Raw genomic sequence first — 23577 nt, forward strand, 5'->3', positions numbered from 1 at the left:
TATCTAAAAATTATAGATATAATTGAAATAGGCGACCGGTAAGCGGTGCCATAAAGTAGTCGCGCTCAAGCCATCAACGATTTCAGTTCTTTTGTTAGGAATGAAAGGGAATTTCAACCCAAAAGTGATTTCATTGTGGAAAAAGCCAAAACGAAAACCCACTTTCACAAGCAATTGGAAAAGCGAATTTTCTTTGCCTAAATTTTGAGCGATAACCCCATGCATAGCCCCTCCTGGCATGTAAGTCGCCCCGGCGATGCCTAAGCCAAACTCTAACCCTAAAAACATCTTTTGCGAATTGAAAGCGTCCCACAAACCGCTAAATTCTAAACCATAGGTAGAAATATAGGATTTGTGAGAAGAAAAGGTCTGATCATAAAACAACCCGTAACGAAAACCCACATGCTCTACAGCTTGCGTTTTAGCCACAAATTTCCCCCCTAACACCACACCAAAGCCATTGCCGGTCATAAAATACGATTTATCTACAGACTCGGTGCTAAAAGATGTGTTGATTGCGCTAAGTTGATACCCAACCCCTAAATAAAATGTGTTCCTGTCCGCTAATTTAGGTTTTTTTGATTTTTCATCAAGCTCTGCCTCTGTGGCTTGAAGCGATGATAATAACGCCATGCCCATCAATATTTTAACCATTGTTTTATTTGTTCCATTCATAACCCAATTCCTTATGTTATCCTGCCCCACACTTGCCCCATACAGACTAAAATCAAATCACACCTTAAATAATAACAAAGTTTAAAATAAATATTAGTGATTTTTATTAAGAACGCCTATCTTTTTAGAATAAATAGCCATAAAATAGCCATAATTCTTGTGGGTATGCCCCCATTTTTCTATAAAAATTCCTAAAAAGATATTGTTATAAGACACATTAATAGTTTTTTTTGTATAATTCTAGGCTAAATTCAATTTATTTTATACGATATTAAGGAGACATATTACCATGTTTCAAATTAGATGGCATGCACGAGCGGGTCAAGGCGCTATCACCGGCGCTAAAGGGCTGGCTGATGTGATTTCAAAAACAGGCAAAGAAGTGCAAGCGTTCGCTTCCTATGGTTCAGCTAAAAGGGGGGCTGCTATGATGGCTTATAACCGCATTGATAATGAGCCTATTTTAAACCATGAACGCTTCATGCAGCCTGATTATGTGCTGGTGATTGATCCGGGTTTGGTTTTCATTGAAAACATCTTCGCTAATGAAAAAGAAGACACGACCTATATCATCACTAGCTATCTTAACAAAGAAGAATTGTTTGAAAAAAAACCTGAATTAAAAACCCGTAAGGTGTTTTTAGTGGATTGTTTAAAAATCTCTATGGAAACCTTAAAACGCCCTATCCCTAACACGCCCATGCTAGGGGCGTTAATGAAAGTGTCTGGCATGCTTGAAATCGGGGCTTTTAAAGAAGCTTTTAAGAAAGTTTTAGGCAAAAAACTCACGCAAGAAGTCATTGACGCTAACATGCTCGCTATCCAAAGAGCTTATGAAGAAGTTCAATAATATTAAGGAACAAAGATGAAAGATTGGAATGAATTTGAAATGGGAGCGGTGCTCTTCCCTTTTGAAAAAAACGCACAAAGCGAAATGGAAAAACACAATGATGAGCGCCATTACACCGAGCAAAGCTACTTCACCACTTCAGTGGCTCATTGGCGCGTGTCTAAGCCTGTGCATAACAATAGCATTTGCATCAACTGCTTTAATTGTTGGGTTTATTGCCCAGATGCTGCTATTCTTTCAAGAGAGGGCAAGTTAAAAGGCGTGGATTATTCTCATTGTAAAGGCTGTGGCGTGTGTGTGGATGTCTGCCCCACCAACCCTAAATCGCTATGGATGTTTGAAGAACAAATTGATCCTGCTAGCGCTCTCACTCAATGGCCGCAAAAACAAGAAAAGAAAAAATCGTAAGGAAAAAATATGGCAAGAAGTATTGAATTACAAGAGATAGAGGTGTGGGATGGCAATACCGCTAGCTCTAACGCTTTAAGACAGGCTCAAATTGATGTCATCGCAGCCTATCCTATCACCCCATCAACGCCCATTGTGCAAAATTACGGCTCGTTTAAGGATAATGGCTATATTGATGGCGAATTTGTTTTAGTGGAATCTGAGCATGCCGCCATGAGCGCATGCGTGGGAGCTGCAGCAGCTGGTGGAAGAGTCAGCACTGCGACTAGCTCTCAAGGTTTGGCGTTAATGGTAGAGGTTTTATACCAGGCTTCTGGCATGCGTTTGCCTATCGTTTTGAATTTAGTCAATCGCGCTTTAGCAGCCCCTTTGAATATCCATGGCGATCATTCTGATATGTATTTGAGTAGGGATTCTGGCTGGATAAGTTTATGCACATGCAACCCCCAAGAAGCTTATGATTTCACTTTAATGGCGTTTAGAATCGCAGAGCATCAAAAGGTGCGCGTGCCCACTATTGTCAATCAAGATGGCTTTTTATGCTCGCACACCGTGCAAAATGTCCGCCCCTTGAGCGATGCAGTGGCTTACCAATTCGTAGGCGAATACCAAACCAAGCATTCCCTTTTGGATTTTGATAAGCCGGTAAGCTATGGCGCACAAGCTGAAGAAGAATGGCATTATGAACATAAAGCCCAACTCCACCATGCGATCATGAGCGCGTCTTCTGTGATTGAAGAAGTGTTCAATGATTTCGCTAAACTCACCGGCAGACAATACCATTTGACTAGAACTTTCCAGCTAGAAGACGCTGAAATCGCTATCTTTGCGTTAGGCACTACTTATGAATCAGCGATCGTAGCGGCTAAAGAAATGCGTAAAAAAGGCATTAAGGCCGGCGTGGCGACCATCCATTCCTTACGCCCCTTCCCTTATGAAAGATTAGGGCAGGATTTGAAAAACCTTAAAGCTTTAGCGATTTTAGACAAGAGCTCTCCAGCGGGTGCTATGGGAGCGATGTTTAATGAAGTAACGAGCGCGGTGTATCAAACGCAAGGGACTAAACACCCCGTGGTGTCTAACTATATCTATGGTTTAGGCGAAAGGGATATGACAATCGTGCATTTATGCGAAATTTTTGAAGAAATCAACGAAGACGCTCTTAAAGGCACGCTCACGCACCCTACCCAACAATTCGTAGGTTTGCGTGGCCCTAAAATGAGCTTTTTTTAAAAAGGAAATATCATGGTAAAAGAAGTCAAAACACTCAAAGGTTTTAGCCAAAGCGCTGAAAAATTCCAAGGCTCGCACTTGCTTTGTCCGGGTTGCGGGCATGGCATTATTGTGCGCGAAGTTTTAAACGCTGTAGATGGGCCTATTGTTTTAGGCAATTCTACCGGTTGTTTAGAGGTATGCTCGGCGGTGTATCCGCACACTTCATGGGATGTGCCTTGGATTCATATTGGTTTTGAAAATGGCTCTACGGCGATTTCAGGGGTGGAAGCGATGTATAAAGCGCTAGTGAATAAGGGCCGCTATCAAGGTCAAAAACCAAAATTTGTGGCGTTTGGGGGCGATGGGGCCAGTTATGATATTGGTTTGCAATTCATCAGCGGTTGCATGGAAAGAGGGCATGACATGACTTACATTTGCCTAGATAATGAAAACTACGCCAATACCGGCGGTCAAAGAAGCGGCTCTACGCCATTAGGGGCTAGCACTTCTACCACGCCATCAGGATCGGTTAGCTTTGGTAAAAAAGAAAAGAAAAAAGACATCGTCAATATCATGGCAAGCCATGGAGTCCCTTATGTGGCGCAGCTCTCGCCTAACAAATGGAAAGACATGAACAAAAAGATTAAAACCGCGCTAGACACTGAAGGGCCTTGCTTCATCAACGCTCTTAGCCCATGCACGACTGAATGGAAATTTGAATCCAATAAAACCATTGAATTAGCGGATATGGCTGTGGATAGCTTGATGTTCCCCCTATTTGAAATCTTTAATGGCAGGGAATTGAAAATCACTTACCGCCCAAGAAATATCATTCCTGTAAGGGATTATTTAGGGGCTCAAAAGCGCTTCAAACACCTTTTCAAAAAAGAAAACGAACACATTATTGAAGAATTGCAAAAAGATGTGAATGAGCGTTGGGAATACTTGCAACGCAGAGAAGAGGCTAAAGTATAACTCTCCTCTCAAATCAAGGCGCTTTTTGGCGTCTTGTGTGATTTTCCCCCTTGACTTTTTAAACCCCTTAAAGTAACATAAATCCCATTTTGATTGTAAGGATTGTCGGTGTTAGAACGCTATGCGAATGAAGAAATGAAAGCCCTATGGAATGAGCAAACCAAGTTTGAAACCTATTTAGAAGTGGAAAAAGCTGTCGTTAGGGCGTGGAACAAGCTTGGGCAAATCCAAGATAGCGATTGTGAAAAAATCTGCTCAAAGGCGGCATTCAACCTTGAGCGCATCAAAGAAATTGAAAAAACCACTAAGCATGACTTAATCGCTTTCACCACTTGCGTGGCTGAAAGCCTGGGCGAAGAATCGCGCTTTTTTCATTATGGGATCACTTCTAGCGATTGCATTGATACGGCTATGGCGCTATTGATGACAAAAAGCTTAAATCTCATTCAAAAAGGCGTTAAAAACCTCTATGAAACCCTTAAAAGTAGGGCTTTAGAGCATAAAGACACGCTGATGGTGGGCAGAAGCCATGGGGTGTTTGGCGAACCCATTACTTTTGGCTTAGTGTTAGCCCTTTTTGCTGATGAAATCAAACGGCATTTAAAAGCCTTAGATTTAACGATGGAATTTATTAGCGTGGGAGCGATCAGTGGGGCTATGGGGAATTTCGCGCACGCCCCCTTAGAATTAGAAGAATTAGCGTGCGAATTTTTAGGCTTAAAAACCGCCAACATCAATAATCAAGTCATTCAAAGGGATCGCTACGCTAGGCTTGCATGCGATCTGGCTCTTTTAGCGAGCAGTTGTGAAAAAATCGCTGTCAATATCCGCCATTTGCAACGCAGTGAAGTCTATGAAGTGGAAGAAGCTTTTTCAACAGGGCAAAAAGGAAGCTCGGCGATGCCTCATAAAAGAAACCCCATATTGAGCGAGAATATCACCGGGCTTTGTAGGGTGATTCGCTCTTTTACTACCCCTATGCTAGAAAATGTCGCCTTATGGCATGAAAGGGACATGAGCCATAGCTCTGTGGAGCGTTTTGCATTACCCGATCTGTTTGTTACTAGCGATTTTATGCTCAGCCGCTTGAATAGCGTGATTGAAAATTTGGTGGTTTATCCTAAAAACATGCTTAAAAATTTAGCTTTGAGTGGGGGGCTAGTCTTTTCGCAACGGGTGTTATTGGAATTGCCTAAAAAAGGTTTGAGTAGAGAAGAAAGCTATTCTATCGTGCAAGAAAATGCGATGAAAATATGGGAGGTTTTGCAACAAGGCGCTTTTAAAAATGCTGATGGAAATTTGTTTTTAAACGCCCTACTCAACGATGAACGCTTGAAAAAATATTTGAGCGAGGATGAAATCAAAGCATGTTTTGATTATAGTTATTACACTAAAAATGTGGGGGCGATTTTTAAAAGGGTGTTTGAATAAGGCACGTTTTCACAAAAACAAAACTATACAATAAGCAATAAAAATTAAATTAAGGGGTTTTTTGAAACGAGCGTTATGTTTGATTTTAGGGCTTTTTTGCGCACTTAATGCAAAGGGTTTTAAAGATGTTTTGACTAAAGGGGATTACACTTTTTTTAATAAAAAGGTGGTTTCGCCCATCAAACGCTATGCGGATAGATCGGCGTTTTATCTGGGGCTTGGGTATCAATTAGGGAGCATTCAGCGCAACTCTAGCAACTTGAATCTATTCCAAAACTTCACCAGAACCCAAATTATTTTCAGCGATGGCTTAAGCCCTGTTTTTAAAAATTCGTATGTGTCTAATGGTCTTGGCGTGCAAGTGGGCTATAAATGGGTGGGCAAGCATGAAGAAACGAAGTGGTTTGGCTTTAGGTGGGGGCTATTTTATGATTTGAGCGTCTCTCTTTATGGTCTAAAAGAATCGCAGTCTGTTATCATTTCCACTTATGGCACTTATATGGATTTATTATTTAACGCTTATAATGGGGATAAGTTTTTTGCCGGGTTCAATCTGGGGATTGCTTTTGCCGGGGTGTATGATAAATTAAGCGATGCATTATTGTATCAAACGCTTCTTCAAGACACTTTTGGCGGGAAAGTGGATCCAAATGGCTTCCAGTTTTTGGTGGATTTAGGGGTTCGTTTAGGGAATGAACGCAACCAATTTGGCTTTGGGATTAAAATCCCTACTTATTATTTTAACCACTATTATTCCATGAATAACATTAGCAATAATAGTGGAGATGTCCTAAAGGTTTTACGATTTTTGGAATACGGGATCAACAGCGTGTTGTATCGGGTTGATTTCAGGCGCAATTACTCGGTTTATTTCAACTACACTTATAGTTTTTAAAGCGTTCTTAATTTAGCGATTTCGTCTCTCAAACGCATCGCTTCTTCAAAATCCAAATTTTTCGCGCATTCTCGCATTTTTTTATCCAGTTCTTTAATGATCTTTTCCCTTTCGCTTTTAGGGATTTTGTCCTTTTTTAAGGCTTTAGCGATTTTAACCTCATCGTCTCTTAATTTCAATTCCTCTTCTAAAGCACGAGTAACGGTTTTGGGGGTGATATGATGAAGTTTATTAAATTCTTCTTGCTTAGCGCGCCTGTAGCTCGTAATTTCAAAGGCTTTTTGCATGCTTTGAGTGATTTTTTTAGCGTATAATAAAACCTTGCCATTAGCGTTTCTAGCGGCTCGCCCCATGGTTTGAATGAGGCTTGTTTCACTCCTTAAAAACCCTTCTTTATCCGCATCCATGATCGCTACTAAAGAGACTTCAGGCAAATCCAGCCCTTCTCTTAAAAGATTGATCCCTATTAAAATGTCAAATTCTTTAAGCCTTAAAGAGCGGATGATGTGATTCCTTTCAATCGCATCAATTTCACTATGCATGTAACGCGCCTTCAAGCCCCATTCAGCATAATATTTGCACAATTCTTCTGCCATTTTTTTAGTGAGCGTGGTGATGAGCACCCTTTCATCTCTAGCCACCACTAACTTGATTTCATCAAATAAATCCTGGACTTGCTTATCGCTGTCTCGCACTTCAAATTTAGGGTCTAAAAGCCCTGTAGGGCGAATGATTTGCTCAGCGACATTCTTTTGAGAAAGCTCTAATTCTAGCTTATTGGGCGTGGCGGACACAAAAAGGAACTGGCAATTTTTATGGATAAATTCATCAAATTTTAAAGGGCGATTGTCTAAAGCGCTAGGCAATCTAAAACCATATTCCACTAAAACGCTTTTCCTGCTCATATCCCCTGCATACATCCCCCCAAACTGCGGCAAACTCACATGGCTTTCATCCACAATGACTAAAAACTCCCGCTCAAATATCCCTAAATAATCAAACAAACAAAAAGGCGTTTCATTAGGGGCTTTGCCTGTAAAATGGCGCGCGTAATTTTCAATGCCCTTACACACACCGGTTGCACTAATCATTTCTAAATCATGCTCGGTGCGTTGTTTGAGGCGGTTGTATTCAAGCATTTTATCCTGCTCTTTAAAAAATTTCAATCTTAGAGCGAGTTCATCTTCAATGCTTTTAATGGCTAAATTCAACCTCTCACTCCCTACAGCAAACTGACTGGCCGCATAAAGCATGACAGAATCCAAGCGCTTGATTTCATTTTTTTCTAAAGCGTCAAAGACAGCAATCCTTTCTATCTCATCGCCAAAAAATTCAATCCTGATAAATTCAGCGTCATTATAAGCGGGGAAAATATCCACGCATTCTCCGGTCGCTCTAAAACTCCCCCTATCAAACACCACTTCATTACGGCTATAACCCATTTCTACTAGCTTGAGTAAAAAGCTCTTATAAGCGCGCTTCTCGCCCACTTTGATTTTTTCCATGACTTTTAAATATTCTTCAGGGTTACCCAAACCATAATTAGCCGAAACGCTCGCTATCACGATCACATCATCATAACCTAAAAGTGAGGTGGCCGCACTCAATCTCAAACGCTCTAAATCATCATTAATAGAGCTGTCTTTTTCAATGAATAAATCCCTTCTAGGGATATAGCTTTCAGGCTGGTAGTAGTCAAAGTGGGAGATAAAATACTCCACTCTATTATGCGGGAAAAACGCCTTAAACTCGCTATAGAGCTGTGCGCATAAGGTCTTATTATGGCTCATGATCAGAGTGGGTTTGTTGATATTAGCGATGATATTAGCCATCGTATAAGTTTTACCGCTCCCTGTAACCCCCACTAAAGTTTGATAATGGTTGTTATTTTTCAAGCTTTTCGTTAAGGCTTCTATGGCTTGAGGCTGATCGCCTGCTGGTGGGTAAGAGCTTTTTAAATCAAATAAAGGCATCTTTAAAACTCGCATTTTTTAGGGGTATTATAGTGGTTTTTTAACACGCTTTATTCAATCTCAAAAAAATCAATGTTTTGATAATGATCGGTTTTTTCGCTCCACTAATTTCATTTTTAGCTTGCTCGTTTTAGTTTGCCCTATCGCTTCAGGGCTTTCGGTTTTGTTTTGTGTGATTTGGCTTAAAGCTTGGGTTTGTTTTTCGGTGATTTGAGTGTTAGCGCTTTCTTTGGCGTTATTTAAAAAGATTTGATAGCTCGTTAAAAGCTTGGTAGCGGTATCTACGATCTGATTTTCTAGTTTTTTAATCTCGTTTTTGATGTTTTCGGTGTTAGCGTTTAAGGTAGCGCTCACTTCTTGCTCGTTAGATCGCATGCTCGTATTGAAATCGTTAAAAAAGCTCTCGTATTCTTTCATTTTGATTTTCAAACTCTCGCCGGCGTTAGTGAGCCATTCAATGGAGTTTCTCAAACTGCTATCAATCTCGTTGGCGTTTTTGAAAAAATCCAAACTCAAAAGCACTTCTAAAATCCTAACGATTCCTTTAAGGCTTAGTCCCACTTGATCCGTAAAAACGCTATTAGAATGTAGCGCGCTTTGTAATTGCTTTAAAAGCTCGTTAGTGATTTCTTTAACTTCTGGCTGGTTGGTGAAATCTAGCGCGCTATTAGGTAGGTTAGGGTATTGCATGGATATTTCCTTTTTATGCTATCATTACTAAAACAAAAACACTTAAAACCGGTTGCATGTGTGCCAAAAGTCCCTAACGGAAAAGATTTTTCTTTTTGACTGGGTGGGTGAGGCTTTCTTTTCATTTCTTACTCCTTGACTGATTAATCTTGTTTTATAAAGGCTCGTTCCTTAATCCCTTTTTGTGTCTTCTCTGCACTCTTTTTGCTTGCTTCTTTGGCGTTCTTGCTTTCTTTTTGCATGTCCTTTACGGCTTCAATCAAACGATTTAAGGCGGGATTAGTTTCATTAGGCTCTCTATTAACCATTAAAAGGTAATGCGTGAAATCGTAAATATCAATGTCCTTAAATTCCTTACTATTAGGATCAAACATGTCCTTTGCAACATCAGCGATCTTAAATTCTTTCAAACCTTTTTTAATGTTATCGCTTCTTAAGGCTTCAAATAACGCTTTAGAAGGATCATCAAACCTCGCAAACCTTGCGATCGCTCCTCCTAAAATCTCGCTGATATCGCTTATTCCTTGATCGCTCTTTTCAAACATTTCTAAACTATTCGTTTTATAGAATTTTTCGCTCAAGTCTTTCAGGCTCTCGCTCGTGCTTTGGTAGTTCTTTAAATTAGCAAAAGACCGATCCATTATGTCGCTTAAATAAGCGTTCAGGCTTACATTGGGGAAATTCATGTCATGGATTAGATTGTGAAAACTCCCGGCGTTATCTACAAACATTTTTTTTATTTTTTCATAGCTTTTAATGTCGTTAGAAAATTCTTTCTGCCAGCGGTTTAATAGCTCTATGCCTTGCGTTTTCGTCCTTGGCATGTTATACATCAAAAGACTCAAGTTGCTATCGGTTACATTAGGATGAGTAGCCTTATCAAAATTAAGATTTTTAGCAACGATATTTTTTAAAGAATAGACGCTATCAGCGTTTAATTGGCTTTCTAATTCTTTTAATTTGCTTTCATAGTGGCTTAAAACCGCTATTGCATGATCGCTCTCGCTATTAAAGCGTCCTTGATTGCTTGATGCTGCTAAATTGTTGATCTCGGTATTATTTAAGCGTTTAGAAGGCAAGCGCACTAACAACTCGTCCGGCTTTAAATCTATATGATAGTATTCCTTGATCGCTTTCTCGTAAGAAAAACGGCTTTTAGGCGTGAAATTTAGCATGCCTTGGATTCGGTGGTTTCCTGCGATCACTTGCCCGTCGTGTAAAATGATCGGTAAATCTTCAAAACCTCCGCTTCCAAATATCTTTTTTGGATCAAAATTCTCTGAAATGCTTTTAATCTGTTCTTCGTTCATGTCGGTGCGTTTCTGCGTTCCGCCTGTGGTAAAGCTTGGTTTTAGGTCTTTAGCTTTCACGATCGCATAATCTAGATCGTAAATCTCTCTTTCATTCAACCTCACTCGGCTTTTAGGGATTTGCGCTTGCGTGTGTGCTGGTATATCTTCTCCAACTTCTATTTTAGTCTGGCTTTCAATGTTGCCTGCATTGCCTCGCTCGTGTTCTAATTTCTTTTTTAAAGCGGCTTTTCGTGCTTGTTCTTGCTCTTTGGCTTTCAAAAACTCTTTTTCGCTCTCTATGCGATCGCTTTCTAATTTGGCAAGCTTTTCGGCTTTGGCAAGTTCTAGAGGGCTTAAATCTTGCGTGTTTTTTGGCGCGTTTTCTTGTGTTTTGAGTAAATCCTCTTGACTTGTTAGAGGTTTTTTAGTAGTATTCTCTCCATAGACCACTACGGCTTCTAAGTCGTCGCTATTTGCGGTTCTGTTCGGCTGAATGAAAGAGTGGATAATGTCAGCATTTCTTACATGATTTCTTACATATCTCTCAGGTGTATCTGGTATAAAAGTCCTTAAAATCGTATCGTTATCTTGTGTGATTAGCATATATAGGCGCGCTTGGTTTTCATCTTTAAACGCTTTGATATATTCTTTTTTATCTGTAGCGTTATTTTTATCTTTAGTGAAAATTTCAATGTGAGGCTCTCTAAGAGTTGGTTCTACTAAATTAAGCGCTTTTAACCTTTCATCGCTGTTTTCTCTTGTTTGTAAATGTTCTAAAAACCTTTCTTTGTTTTCAACGCTCTCTAAAGTTTGCTTAAATTCTTCAACGCTCATGCCTTTAGGCAAGGCGGTAGCGTTATCGTTTAGATTTTGGTTCAAGTCTTTAAAAAAAGCTTCTTTGTCTTTTATGACCTCAAAAGGGCGCGCATCTTGCTCTCTTATGCTTTTAACTAGATTACTCGGTTTTGTGGCTTCTTTGAGTTCATCGCTGGCTTGTTTAACGCCGTTATTAAGCTCTTCAATGATTTTAAGCGTGTTGTTGGTGAATTGGGAGTTTTTAGCGCTTAGTTCTAATTGCTTGCTAAAATCGCTTATAGTGTGGCTTCTTTCTAACGCTCTTTTAATGTGATACTTTAAAGCCGCTCCTGCGGTGGCTTCGTTTAAAGCTTTTGGTAACTTCACTCCTAAAATGCGATCGGGTGCGTTGCGGTATAAAGTCCCTAGCGTAAATTTAGTCCATTGATACTTTAACGCTCCGCTTAGAGTGGTAGCTAAACCTTGGCTTAAGTTCTTAGTGGTGGCTGGCTTTAGGCTTTCGGCGATCTTAGCGTCGTTTTTGAAAAGCTTATGAAAACCGCTCGCTATTGTTTGGAGTTTGTAAATTTAGGGATTTGTTAAGACAAGGGGAATATTTAGGCGAGACAAACAAAGCAAAGTTATAGCAAGCAATGTTTTTTAGCTAAAGTTTTTAATATAAAGCCACTTAGCCATGAAAAAATGCAATATCTTTAATCTATCGCTTCAAATCAATTGTTCAAAAAACACGCTACTTAATATAAAACAAAAAATCCTTGAATCAAGCCCAAGTTTGAGAGTTATCGGCTTGAAGTATTCTTTTTCTTACAATTTTTATCAATGTCAAAATCACACGCTTTTTGCATGTATTCTTCAGCTTTTTGCTTATCTTTTTCCACGCCTAACCCATACCGATAAGACTCTGATAACCCTTCATAAGCCCTAGAAGAACTCATATCAGCCGCCATTTTATAATAGACAATAGCCTTATCTTTGTCTGGCTCAATCCCCAATTGATCATTCCCACTATAATAAATATCCCCTAAAAGGATATAAGCTTCTACATTACCCTTATGCATCGCTTTTCTAAAGCACTCTGTCGCTTTCGCATAGTTGCTTGGAACGCCCCTACCCTCCATATACATGATGCCTAAGTTTATATAGGCGTTAGTATAGCCTTTCTCTGTAGCTATTCTAAAATATTCCACGGCTTTCTTTTCATCTTTAGGAACGCTCCTACCCTCTTTATACATCACGCCTAAATTGTTATACCCTCTAGGTATGTCGTTATCAACCGCTTTTTGAAAATATTCAACCGCTTTCTTGTAATCTTTAGGCACACCCCTACCATTTTCATACATGATTCCTAAAAGAACATAAGCAAGCGGCTCGCCATTTTTAATAGCGCTCTTATAAAAAGAAGCCGCTCGCTCGTATTCCTTATTATTATAGGCTTCCTCCCCTTTATAAATATAATTCCCTTTTTGTTCAAGGTGTTCTGCACCAAGAGAACTAAATAAACACAAACCTACCAAACAAATCTTCAAGGCTAATTTGCTTGCGTATCCCATTGTTGCTCCTCTGCTTTAATAAGATCAAAAATAATGTCAATGGCTACCAATCTTAAAAAAGAAACTGCATGCGTTCTAAAACCAGCAAACATTCTCAAACTCCATTCTGTATACACCCATTTAGATCTAGTATCGTCTCTTGTAATGAGAAATTTTACACTATTTTTATGAATTTTAAAACTAAATTTAAGATTTTCTCGCTTAAAAAGTCCCCCCCCCCCCCAAAAAAAATAAGGCTAAATGGGATTAAAAACCCGCATATGACAAAAAATTAAAATTCTTTCCTTGGATCCGTTGATCCATAGAAAACGCTCCCTTTAGTTTTAGGCAAAACTTGGATCGCATTCACATCACCCATGACTGGCTTAGTAACGATTTGATAGCCCATTTTAGTGAGGTTATTTTTCACATCAGCAGGCATGCCAAACTTTTCAATCCTTAATTCATCAGGTAACCATTGCATGTGGAATCTAGGGGCTGAGACCGCTTCAGAAATATTCATATTGTAATCAATGACATTGGAAATCACTTGCAACACTGTAGTGATAATCCTAGACCCTCCAGGGCTTCCTACCACCATGAAAACCTTATTGTTTTTCAACACGATCGTAGGCGACATAGAGCTTAAAGGGCGCTTATTGGCTTCAATCGCATTCGCATCGCCCCCTACTAAACCATAGAGATTAGGATTCCCAGGCTTTATGGAAAAATCATCCATTTCATTGTTCAATAAAAATCCTGCCCCATCAATACTAGCAGCGCTTCCATAAGAAGCGTTAATGGTGTAAGTAACGCTGACTGCATTCCCCCACCTGTCCGCTACAGAATAATGCGTGGTATTGCTCCCTTCATGCAACTGCCCCATTCCTGGTTTGATTTGAGAGCTTGGCGTAACCGTATCTGGCTGGATAGCGTCAAAAATCTTTTTGGCATACGCCTTATTAATCAATTTATCCACCGGCACTGAAACAAAATCAGCGTCTCCCATATAAACCGATCTGTCCGCATAAGCTTGACGCATCGCTTCTGCAGCGATATGGATATTCTTAGAAGCCCCATACCCAAGGGCGCTTAAATCCGCATTTTCCATGACATTTAAAATCTGGATCAAATGCGTGCCTCCTGAACTTGGCGGCGACATAGAAATGATCTTATACCCACGATAACTCCCCACTACGGGTTTGCGCCATTTCACATTGTAACTGGCTAAATCTTCTTTAGTGATAATCCCTCCATTTTTTTTCATGTCTTTCTCAATCAAATCAGCGACTTGCCCTTGGTAAAAACCTTTAGCGCCTAGCGTTTTGATTTGATTCAAAGTCTTGGCTAAATCTTTTTGGACAAACAAATCCCCTTCTTGATAATCAAGATGCCCTTTTTTAAAAAAATACTTTTTGCTAGAACTGTATTTTAAAAACCGCTCCCTTGCTTCTTTTAGGGTTTCTGCTTGTCTTTGTGAAATCACATAACCATTTTCAGCCAATTTAATGGCAGGATCAATGAGTTGCGATAGTTTTTTTGTGCCGTATTTTTTCAACATCGCTTCCATGCCCGCCACCGTTCCAGGAACCCCAACCGCCAAATAGCCATCTTCGCTGAGCTTAGGGACTACATTGCCTTGCTTGTCTAAAAACATGTTCTTAGTGGCTTTTAAGGGGGCTTTTTCTCTAAAATCTAAGGCAACATTTTCACCATTAGCCAAATGGATAACCGCAAAACCCCCACCACCAATATTGCCTGCTGCAGGATGGACGACCGCTAGAGCAAAACCTATCGCTACAGCCGCATCAATCGCATTACCTCCATCTTCTAAAACCTTTTGCCCGATCTCACTAGCTAGCGGGTGGCTAGAAAGGGCTAAGCCTACTTTAGTGTTTTTAATGGGGGGGTAACTCGCTGCACTCAAAGGGCTTAACAAACCCAAAGAGAGCGCTATCACACTCAAGCCAATCGTTTTCAAAAAACTCCGTCTCATCTGTTTTCCTTTCAATCAACAATAATCGTTATTATAGCATAAGCTTTACAAAGCACTCTCTCGCTTATAGTTATATGATGCTATTAGCCATTATCGTTTGAGTGTTGTGAGTGTTGATTATAAAAAAAGGCTCAAAAATGGGTTTTAAAATAAACAGAGTTTAAAAAATAAGTTAAATAAGGCCTATTTGATAAAAACGCTATTGGTAGAAAACTTATTGTTTAATCCCCAATAAAGTGTCTATCATCCGATCAATAGCGCTAATGACCTTAGCGTTAGCCGCATAGCCGCTTTGAAACTTGATTAAATTCACCATTTCTTCATCCACGCTCACTTGCGAAATGGAGAGTTGCTCTTTTTTAATGGTTTCTAACATGCTCTTTTTAGTGTCCAAAATACGCCCTGATTTTTCAGCGTCCGTGTTGATTTTACCGGTTAAAAATTGATAAAACTCGCTGATTTTCATTGGTTTAATGTCAAACTTGTCGTTATAAAAATCCACGCTATCGTATTGCAATTGCTGCATCATGTTCGCCACATCAAAATTCCCGTTAATGGGGGCAAGCCATGGGCGGATAGTGGTAGGCTCTTTTTTGTATTCTTTATTCAAGCTGATATTAGAAGCGTCATCGCCTTGAAAAAAAGGGTTGAGCTTTAACGCTCCCATAAAATTCGTGCCATTATCTTTCATAGAAACAAACAACCCTTGCGAAGCGTTTTTAGGCTGGATAACAAACTTTTTAGTCTCATTGTTAAAGCTCGCCGTGAAATAATCATCAAAATCGTTTTCGGTGTTATTATCCTGATTGTCATCAGTGTTAGCGTTAATGGCTTGGATAATATCGTTCATGGTTGTAATGGGCGTGATAGCAATAGTTTTTCTAGCGATTTCTTTACCATCGGTGTTGTAAGCGATTAAGTCAAACGAGCCGTTTTTGATATTGTAGTTAGTGTCTTTAAAGGCCTCATCGCTATTAAACTCCACCGGTTCGCCCTCAATATGATGACTCGCGCTTTGAGCGTAAATCGCATTAGTGGATTCTATCAAACCCCTAGCAAAAGAATCCAACAAATCAATATAATCTTGCAATTTGCCCTTCAAAGTCCCGTTAGAGCCGTCATTATACACATTCAATAACGCCCCCACTTTTCCCTGATTGAGCTTGTCAGTAATATTAGTAACCTTAAAATCATCGCTTTGAAAATAAACCTGGTTCAAACCTCCTTTATTTTCGGATTCTTTAACCACTAGAGGATGGAAAATAGAGCCATCAATGATATTGAATCCATGCCCAATATTAAGGTTATAGCTCTCATCAAAATCCGCTGAGTCTTTATCGGTGAGCGAACTAGTTTTAATGCTACTTTTAAAAACATTCCCCCCTAAAAGCTCTCGCAAATGGAATTCCAACTCATCTCGCTTATCCCTTAATTCATTCGCATGCTTTAAGCTTTTGTTATTTTCCACTTCTTTGATGCGTTTATTGATCTCAGCGATTTGAGAACCCAGACTATTGACTTCTTTAATCACGCTTTTTAATTCTTCACTCGCCTTGTGCTGTAAGGTCGTTAATCTTTCTCTGGTGTCTTTAATGTTGTGCGTTAAAGCTTCTGTTTTTTGCGCAAGGGCTTGTTTTTGAGCGGAGTCTTTGGCGTTTTTAGACAATTCTTTCCATGAATTAAAATAATCTTGCAAATCCGTAAAAAGGCTCGCTTCATCAATGTCCGGAAAATACGCACTCGCTTCTTTTAAATGCGAAAATTCTGTATCGTAATAAGTGTTTTCGTAATTAGCCTTCGTGTAACGAGAAAAAACAAACTCATCATGCACCCTTTCAATGGCTGTTACATCCACGCCCATATTCACATTTTTAGTGCCATACATGTAAGCCTCTTGAGGCTTTGCAATCACACGCTGACGGCTATAAAATTCATCGCTGGCGTTAGAAATATTATTCCCCGTAACATCCACCATGCTTTGATGGGCTTGTAGGCCCGTGTAAGAAGCGTTGAGTGAAGATAAAATCCCGCCCATTTTACGCCTGCACTCTTAAAAAATGGCTCCCCACATGCCTAGAGCCTTTATAGTCGCAAGTGTCATGGGGAATGATTTGTTGGATGAGCGAAGAATAAAACTCAGAAACCGCAAACGCCATGCGCGAATAAATCAGGTTTTTTTCTTTCAAAACAAGCAAGGACTCTCGCATTTGGTTTAAAAAATCGCTCGTTTTTTCGTCTAACAATTCACTCATTTCTTTATTGGGGAATTGGTTTTTTAAAGACAACATTTGCACATCTATATTTGCTTTTTCTTTTTCAAAAGCTTGAATCGCTAGCTGTTTTTGATGGTTTCTTTCAAAAATTTCGGCGTGTTTAGCGAGCTTGATGTCTATTATATCGCGCTCCGTTAAATCAATCAACGCTTTCAATTGGTTGAGCGCGTTTTCTAAATAAGAATGTAAAACGACCATAACAAATCCTTTAGCTCTTGTTTCAGCCGTATTCAAGCAAATACTATGCCATTTTATTTTATGATAAAACCCATTTTCTTAAGGGGATAGGGGGTATTTTGGAATCATTCTCCTCTTAAAGCTCCCTTATTAAATCGCCTTTAACATTTGTTTAGCGATTGCAGCAATCACATTCACGCTCATCGCATTCCCCGCTTGGGATAGCAAATGGCTTTCTTTAAAGTTAGGATTGTCTTTAATCTTAGCGATCAAATCCCTAGGAAATCCTTGTAAAAGCAGGCTTTCAATAGCGTTCAATCTTTTGATTTTGCCTTTTTGAATATAAAACAAGCCATGCCGAGAAGTCCTTAAAGTAGGGAAAACATTAAAATACAGCCTCAAATCAGATTGTCTTGTGTCTAAAACGGCGTTTTCTAAAGTTAAGATATTCTCTAAAAAAACCCGGTTATGGTTGTATGGGTTGCACAGGTATCTTTGAAAGGCAGCGTTATTAATATCCAAATAGCATTCATTGTCAGCGTCTAAAAAATCCTTGAAACAATAATTATTGGCTAAACCTAAAGGGAAATTAAACGGGTGTTTCAAATCCTTCCTAAACCCTACGATATAAAGGCGTTCCCTTTTTTGGGCTAATTGGAAATCAGCGCTGTTTAAAATCTGACAATAAGTTGTATAGCCCGCTTCTTGCAAGGCTTTGATAATGGTTTTAAAAGTTTCTTGTTGCTTATGGTTGATCAAGCCCTTAACATTTTCAAGCAAGAAACATTTAGGCTGTTTAACTTTTAAAATGCGAATAAGCCCATAAATAATAGTCCCTCTTTCATCTTCAAGCCCCCTCCTTTTGCCATTGATAGAAAAAGCTTGACAAGGAAACCCGCTAATGAGCGCATCAAAATCGGGTAAATCATTAGGGTTGATTCGCATCAAATCCCCAAAATTATGGGTATCTTTAAAAAATAATTCATAAGTTCTAAGGGCTTCATGATTGATTTCGGCATGCCCTACGCATTTTAAACGGCATTGCTCCAAGCCCAAACGGCCTCCACCAATACCAGAACAAAAATCCATAAAAGTCAAAATTCCCAATCAATCATTCCTAACACACAACAAAAACATGCCCTATTTAAGAGAGCGACAAACTCAAAAACATAAAGAAACTAAAATTTAATGGAAAACAAAACGACAGCAAGAATAAACCCCCCTAGAAACGAAGCCCATAAACCCCTTAGCCTATCCCCAATAAATCCTGTGCCATTTTATGAGAAGTCTCATGCAAGTTGATTTTATACTGGTTATTTTCAATAGCTTGCTTGATTTCAGCCACCCTATCAAGAGCGGTCTCGCTATTTTCAATTTTTTCATTCTTTTCCACACGCTTGTAATTCCCCAAAGATTGCACCGGAGTAAGAGAAGAAATGGCATTGATCATTGTAAAATCCTTTAATTTGATATTCATTTCATTACAGCAAGTATCGGCAAAAAAGAAAAAAAGTTAATGGATTTTTGAAATCTGTTTTTGCAATTCCTTACCAAATTTCTTGGTGGTGGTGATGGGTTTTTTCCCGGTTTCTGCCACAGAGCCAAAAGATTGCGATTGCAAACTTTTAAACATAAAAAACATCAAAAAAATTAAAATATAACAAAACAAAAAAAAGCAAATGGTAGGAAACAGCCAATTTTTGAGATTAGAACTATTCATGACCTTGCCTTTTAAATGCTCCTATACCCTACTACCCATGCGAGCATGAGCAACCACAACCCCCACCTTTCTTTCCGCCATGACCCCCACAGCAACCTGTCCCACCGCCATGGTGTGAAGCTAAAATTTCTTCTTCGCTCACTTCCCTAAAGCCTAAAACCTTGAAACGAAACGCTAAAGTTTTCCCGGCTAATGGGTGGTTATAATCCACCATCACATGCGTGTTGCTAAAGTCTTTGATAGTGGCTTGAATGGTTTGATGGTCTTCAGTTTGCCCAAAAACGCTCATGCCTTTTTCCAATTCAATGCCTTCAAATTGATCTCTAGGGACTTCTTGCAAATAGCTGCTTTCATAAACCCCATAAGCTTCTTCTGGAGCGATAACAACCTCTTCCCACTCGCCAATTTGAGCCTTTAATACCGCTTTTTCCAACCCCGCTATGATTTGATTAGCGCCTATAATAAACTCTAAAGGCTCTTTAGAAATATTACTGTCTAGCACAACGCTAGACCCCTGCTCCCTCACTTCATATTCAATCAAAGCAGCCTGTTTGACCGACTCTAAATCATGGTTTTGCATGATGGTGTTTCTCCTTGTTTTCTAAGATTTTTTTTGCCATTTTAGCTTGTTCGCTTGAAGGATACAAGTGTTGCAAAGTGTTTAAAAATTTATAATAGTTTTGATCGTCTTTGATTTTTTTAAACGACCATGCCGTATGCCACAAAAGCACAGGCATGTAAGACGCTTTTTTATTTAAAAGAGCGCTCTCTTTGTAATACTTGATCGCTTCTCTATACTTTTTTTCCCCATAAGCCACTTCTCCAAGTGCATAACGCACATAATAAAGGCGGTAACTATTGGCTTCTAACCACAACAAACGCTCTCTGGCTTCTGCATAGGATTTGTCTTTTAAAAAGGTCAGAGCTTCTTGAAAAATCTCTTTTTGCTTAGACAAATCTTTATCAAACTCAATTTTCGCCTTTTCTTGGGTTTTTCTCTCTTGATTTTTTAGGGATTCGGCTTTCAAAAGGGGGGTTTTATCAGCCGGAGCGTTTGATTTGAGCGGCTTTTCAGCTTTTTCCTCTTGTTCTTTGAGAGCTTTTTGGATCAAGGCGATTTGTGAAACCAAATCCTGGCTTAACTTGGTCAATAATTCACTCATCTCTTTATTTTGCTTGTCTAACTGCTGGATAGCTTGCTGGTTAGCGTGAATCTCATTCCTCAAATCCTCTAAAGTTTGCGATTGCTGCTTAAGCGTGTTAGCCTGCACTTCTTGCAAAGCTTTTAAGGCTCGCAAGGATTCTTCTTGGGAAAGGATAGCGTTATTGAGATCTTTAATCTTATTAGCCTGCCCTTCATAAACGCTCCTTAGACCCTCTTGAGCTTGAGTGTTAGCCTCTACTTGCGAATGGATTTTGGTCAAAACATTAGAAAAATTCTTACTATTGACTTGCAACTGCTTGAGTTCTTTTTTGGTAGCCCCGCTTTGCAAATCAAACGCTGAAGGCTCCCCATTGAGAAAAAAGGGAGCGATAAAAGGGATAAAAAAAAGCCTTTTCATCCTGGAATTACTTCACTAATTTGACATCCACTCTTCTGTTTTCTCTGTAGCATTCTCTAGTTTTTTGGGTGCATTTGGGTTTGGTTTCACCAAAACTGATGGTTTTGATCATATCTTTTTCTACCCCTTTAATGATTAAAGCGTTTTTCACGCTCAAAGTCCTTTTAACGCCAAGCGCTTGGTTGTATTCGCTAGAGCCAAATTCATCGGTATTGCCTTCCAAAAGCACTTGCATGTGGTTTTCTTTAGCTTTTTGCACGATCTCATCTAAAGTCTCTTGATCGGATTCCTTGATTTCATATTTGTCAAAATCAAAATAAATGGAAGCGATTATAGTCCCACTTTCAATAGCTGGCTTTTCTTCAACCACTGGAGCTGGCTCTTGTTTGGGCTCTTCTTTAGGCTCTTGCTTTTCTGTAGAAACAGGTGCGCTTTGAACCGTTTTAGCGCTCACATCACCAGCCACGGTTTCTTTATCCATGTTGTGCTTACAACCAGCTATGAATAAAAAAGCTGCCAAGAAACTAAATACAGAAGATCTTTTCATTATAAATTCTCCAAAAATAAAATTCTAAATGTCAATACTAACTCATATTCGCTTAATCTAACCTTACCAATCAAAGGCTTGTATTTTCACATTCTTTAAAGGGAATAAAAAACTCTGATTATAGTCTAGCAAAATAAGCCCCATGGCGTATTCTTGGGGTGTCTTTTTGATATACATGATATTCCTCCCATCCATAGAAAAACGAGGCATCTGGTTAGAGCCATTCACGGTAAGCCTACGGATATATTTGCTGTTTAGAGTGATCAAATTCAAATTAAACACCGTTTTGCCAAATTCATTAAGGTTTTCCCTGCTCACATACACAACGCTATCTTTATAAGCGTCAATGGATTCATTGCTTCTTCCTTCATAAAGGAGTTGCTCCGCGCTCTCTTTTAACCCCAATTTCTTCATGTAGATGTTAGGATAACCGGATCTATCCGAAACAAAAGCCATAGACTTGTCATCTTCTAAAAACACCCCTGAAACATCTATCCCAGGATAGCGCGTTATTTTGGTTTTCGTTTTTTTATGCGTGTCATACAAATACACATCCGGTTGGCCATCAGGGGCTAAAGACATTAAAATTTTAGAGCCATCAGAACTCACGCTAGAAACCACAGCCATTCCTTGAGAGCTAGCGATATTTTCATGAGTGGCTTTTTGGATGTTGTATTTTAAAATCATGGGCGTTCTTTCGCCATATTGCGTGTAATAAAACTCCGTTTGCTCAGCGTTCGCCCATTTAGGGAAAATATTGAGCCTGTTGTTTTTGATGATTTCTTTTTGATAACGCATCGTATAATCGGCTAAAGCGATGTTTGTGATTCCTGGTCCAATGTATTTAGAAAAAACAATGAGGCGCTTCATCCAAGCGATAGAAGGGGCTTTTAAGTAATCATTCACCACAATGGCCATGTTGTGCGCTGCAAAAGGGTATAAATCTGAACTTAAAATGGGGTAGTCAAAAGTCTTTTTGAGCGTTTCTGTATCCACATCATAAAGTTTTAATCGTGAAATTTTATTGCCGTTTTCTACCGCCACACTCACAAGCGCTACAAGATGGACTTTTTTATCCTTGAGTTCTGCGTAATTGATAGCGCCTTGCTCCTTGTTTTGAGAAACATCAAAATGCTGGCTGGTCTTTAAATCATTCGCCAAGACTTCATGCAATTTTAAAGCGTAATTGGCATCGTTATCTATAGAATAGCGCACTTCAATCTTAGGAAGTTTTTGAATGGTTTTAATAATATCTAGTGTTTTATCTGTTGCAAAAAGCCCTATAGTGTGTATTAAAAAAAGCCATAAATACCTCATTGTTCTTCCTTAGTGGTGAAATTAACTTTAATAGAAATCATGTTTCCTCCAGGATATGGGGGGAAATCCACTTTCTTTAAATCATTTAAAAGGGTCATCACACTCTTGTTATAATCCTTAAAATCGGAGTAGCTAAGAATGGTATAATCAAACTCTCCATCTTTAGTGATCATAATCAGCGCGCTCACTGAAGCCTTGTGGTAAAAAACCCCTTTCCAACCTTTATATAAAATCTGATAGATTTGAGCATACCACTCTTGATAGGCTTTTTCATCAACCCCATCTTGTTTAGGGATTTGCAAATCTAAAGTCTTGTTTTTAACGCTTTCTAGTTTTTGCGCGAATTGATCTAGATTCTGTTGCAAACCTTTCAACATCTCTTGATTTTTTTGGTTTTTTCTTAAGCGTTGCTGTTCTTTTAAACGCCTTTGCTCTTCTTGCTCATTTTTTTGCTCATCTTTTTGAGCGTTTGTGTCTGTCTTTTCTTGAAAATCATTGAGTGAAGAAAAAATATTTTCAAGGCTTTCTTCTTGTTCTTTAGGATCAATAAAATCGCCCTCCTTATCAGTTGCATTTTTTTCAACTACTTTTTCATCTTTTTTTTCTTCTACTTTTTCATCTACTTTTTCATCGCTTGGCAAATCTTCTAAATTCAAATCAATGATTTGTTCGTTTTTTTTGCCCAAATCCAAAAGAATTTTCTCCGCTTCTTCATTGTGCCTTTCTAATAACAAACCATACAACAACAAAGCATAGAGCAAGAACGCTAAAAAGCCAGAAACAACAAAGATCGCGCTCTTACTCATGCAAATTAGCCCTACTTTTTAAGGACTTGTGATTAAAGAAACTTTTAAAAAACCCGCTTCTTTAATCGTTTTTAATAAATAAATCACTTTGTCATAAGTCAGTCGTTTGTCCGCGCGGATACTAACCCTAGTATCTTTATCGTATTTCTTAGAAAGCAAGTTAAAAGTATCCGGGAAGGAGTTGTATTCATAGGTTTGACTATCTATATAGATTTTTGCGTCTTTATCCATGCGGATCTCTATCATTTTATCTTGAGTGGCTCTAGCAGTTTTTGAGCCAGAAGGCAAAGCAATCTCTTCTTTATAAGTAAGAGTGGGCGTCGTTACCATAAGAATAGCCAATAAAACAAGCATCACATCCACTAAGGGCGTGATATTGAGTTCTGGTTTGTCCTCATCCCAATAGTTATCATAATTCATAAAAACCTTC

Annotated in this window: 22 protein-coding genes and 1 pseudogene; 6 read left to right on the plus strand and 17 right to left on the minus strand. The window is 39.1% G+C overall.

Annotated elements, in window-relative coordinates:
• Window positions 1-3: 3 nt before the first annotated feature.
• Complete coding sequence (locus HPSH112_RS05410) at window positions 4-675, minus strand: outer membrane protein (RefSeq protein ID WP_014662269.1); 672 nt, start codon at window positions 673-675, stop codon at window positions 4-6.
• Window positions 676-964: 289 nt separating this feature from the next.
• Between HPSH112_RS05410 and HPSH112_RS05415 the strand changes: the two genes are divergently transcribed.
• The 6 genes from HPSH112_RS05415 (at window position 965) to HPSH112_RS05440 (ending at window position 6449) form a co-directional block, all read left to right on the plus strand.
• Window positions 965-1525, plus strand: coding sequence for a pyruvate flavodoxin oxidoreductase subunit gamma (locus HPSH112_RS05415; protein ID WP_000486462.1), 561 nt, complete (start codon window positions 965-967; stop codon window positions 1523-1525).
• 15 nt (window positions 1526-1540) lie between these two features.
• Window positions 1541-1933 (plus strand): 4Fe-4S dicluster-binding protein, encoded by a 393-nt coding sequence (locus tag HPSH112_RS05420; RefSeq protein ID WP_000656180.1) that lies wholly within the window; start codon window positions 1541-1543, stop codon window positions 1931-1933.
• A gap of 9 nt (window positions 1934-1942) precedes the next feature.
• Window positions 1943-3166, plus strand: a complete 1224-nt coding sequence (locus tag HPSH112_RS05425; protein ID WP_000124337.1) for a 2-oxoacid:ferredoxin oxidoreductase subunit alpha — start codon at window positions 1943-1945, stop codon at window positions 3164-3166.
• A gap of 12 nt (window positions 3167-3178) precedes the next feature.
• The gene (locus HPSH112_RS05430; RefSeq protein WP_000238169.1) at window positions 3179-4123 is read left to right on the plus strand and encodes a thiamine pyrophosphate-dependent enzyme; all 945 of its coding nucleotides are present in this window, start codon (window positions 3179-3181) and stop codon (window positions 4121-4123) included.
• A 108-nt stretch (window positions 4124-4231) separates the two neighbouring features.
• Complete coding sequence (gene purB / locus HPSH112_RS05435; RefSeq protein WP_000893909.1) at window positions 4232-5554, plus strand: adenylosuccinate lyase; 1323 nt, start codon at window positions 4232-4234, stop codon at window positions 5552-5554.
• 61 nt (window positions 5555-5615) lie between these two features.
• Window positions 5616-6449: an outer membrane protein gene (locus tag HPSH112_RS05440; RefSeq protein WP_000816656.1), complete on the plus strand. Its 834-nt coding sequence runs from the start codon at window positions 5616-5618 to the stop codon at window positions 6447-6449.
• On the opposite strand, the gene uvrB is transcribed toward HPSH112_RS05440, so the two are convergent.
• From uvrB to HPSH112_RS05525, 16 genes and pseudogenes are all read right to left on the minus strand, one after another.
• On the minus strand, window positions 6446-8422 hold the full coding sequence (gene uvrB / locus HPSH112_RS05445; RefSeq protein ID WP_001127926.1) for an excinuclease ABC subunit UvrB: 1977 nt from the start codon (window positions 8420-8422) through the stop codon (window positions 6446-6448). The genes HPSH112_RS05440 and uvrB overlap by 4 nt on opposite strands.
• A 40-nt stretch (window positions 8423-8462) precedes the next feature.
• Window positions 8463-9112: pseudogene (locus HPSH112_RS05450) on the minus strand (DUF1542 domain-containing protein).
• 143 nt (window positions 9113-9255) lie between these two features.
• Window positions 9256-11586, minus strand: coding sequence for a PBECR2 nuclease fold domain-containing protein (locus tag HPSH112_RS05455; protein ID WP_000775298.1), 2331 nt, complete (start codon window positions 11584-11586; stop codon window positions 9256-9258).
• A 413-nt stretch (window positions 11587-11999) separates the two neighbouring features.
• On the minus strand, window positions 12000-12770 hold the full coding sequence (locus tag HPSH112_RS05460; protein WP_000540142.1) for an HP1117 family Sel1-like repeat protein: 771 nt from the start codon (window positions 12768-12770) through the stop codon (window positions 12000-12002).
• Between the two features lie 271 nt (window positions 12771-13041).
• Window positions 13042-14745 carry a gamma-glutamyltransferase gene (ggt, locus tag HPSH112_RS05470; RefSeq protein ID WP_001254592.1) on the minus strand — a complete coding sequence of 568 codons (1704 nt, stop codon included), beginning with the start codon at window positions 14743-14745 and terminating at the stop codon, window positions 13042-13044.
• Window positions 14746-14959: 214 nt separating this feature from the next.
• Window positions 14960-16780, minus strand: coding sequence for a flagellar hook-associated protein FlgK (gene flgK, locus HPSH112_RS05475; protein ID WP_000508835.1), 1821 nt, complete (start codon window positions 16778-16780; stop codon window positions 14960-14962).
• 1 nt (window position 16781) lies between these two features.
• Window positions 16782-17216: a hypothetical protein gene (locus HPSH112_RS05480; protein WP_000260942.1), complete on the minus strand. Its 435-nt coding sequence runs from the start codon at window positions 17214-17216 to the stop codon at window positions 16782-16784.
• Between the two features lie 129 nt (window positions 17217-17345).
• Window positions 17346-18302 (minus strand): DNA cytosine methyltransferase, encoded by a 957-nt coding sequence (gene dcm / locus HPSH112_RS05485; RefSeq protein ID WP_195727939.1) that lies wholly within the window; start codon window positions 18300-18302, stop codon window positions 17346-17348.
• 139 nt (window positions 18303-18441) lie between these two features.
• Window positions 18442-18645, minus strand: coding sequence for a flagellar biosynthesis anti-sigma factor FlgM (locus HPSH112_RS05490; protein WP_014662000.1), 204 nt, complete (start codon window positions 18643-18645; stop codon window positions 18442-18444).
• Between the two features lie 63 nt (window positions 18646-18708).
• Window positions 18709-18915 (minus strand): hypothetical protein, encoded by a 207-nt coding sequence (locus HPSH112_RS05495; protein WP_001088955.1) that lies wholly within the window; start codon window positions 18913-18915, stop codon window positions 18709-18711.
• A gap of 31 nt (window positions 18916-18946) precedes the next feature.
• Window positions 18947-19495 (minus strand): FKBP-type peptidyl-prolyl cis-trans isomerase, encoded by a 549-nt coding sequence (locus tag HPSH112_RS05500; RefSeq protein WP_001179361.1) that lies wholly within the window; start codon window positions 19493-19495, stop codon window positions 18947-18949.
• Window positions 19482-20477, minus strand: coding sequence for a tetratricopeptide repeat protein (locus HPSH112_RS05505; RefSeq protein ID WP_000825195.1), 996 nt, complete (start codon window positions 20475-20477; stop codon window positions 19482-19484). The genes HPSH112_RS05500 and HPSH112_RS05505 overlap by 14 nt, the downstream gene beginning before the upstream one ends.
• A 7-nt stretch (window positions 20478-20484) precedes the next feature.
• Window positions 20485-21024 (minus strand): outer membrane protein Omp18, encoded by a 540-nt coding sequence (locus HPSH112_RS05510; protein WP_000831118.1) that lies wholly within the window; start codon window positions 21022-21024, stop codon window positions 20485-20487.
• A 63-nt stretch (window positions 21025-21087) separates the two neighbouring features.
• Complete coding sequence (gene tolB, locus HPSH112_RS05515; RefSeq protein ID WP_001269999.1) at window positions 21088-22341, minus strand: Tol-Pal system protein TolB; 1254 nt, start codon at window positions 22339-22341, stop codon at window positions 21088-21090.
• The gene (locus tag HPSH112_RS05520) at window positions 22338-23147 is read right to left on the minus strand and encodes an energy transducer TonB (protein ID WP_000045051.1); all 810 of its coding nucleotides are present in this window, start codon (window positions 23145-23147) and stop codon (window positions 22338-22340) included. The genes tolB and HPSH112_RS05520 overlap by 4 nt, the downstream gene beginning before the upstream one ends.
• A gap of 18 nt (window positions 23148-23165) precedes the next feature.
• The gene (locus HPSH112_RS05525; RefSeq protein ID WP_001105106.1) at window positions 23166-23567 is read right to left on the minus strand and encodes an ExbD/TolR family protein; all 402 of its coding nucleotides are present in this window, start codon (window positions 23565-23567) and stop codon (window positions 23166-23168) included.
• Between the last annotated feature and the right edge of the window lie 10 nt (window positions 23568-23577).

The organism is Helicobacter pylori Shi112 (assembly GCF_000277405.1).
Classification (GTDB): Bacteria; Campylobacterota; Campylobacteria; order Campylobacterales; family Helicobacteraceae; genus Helicobacter; species Helicobacter pylori_C.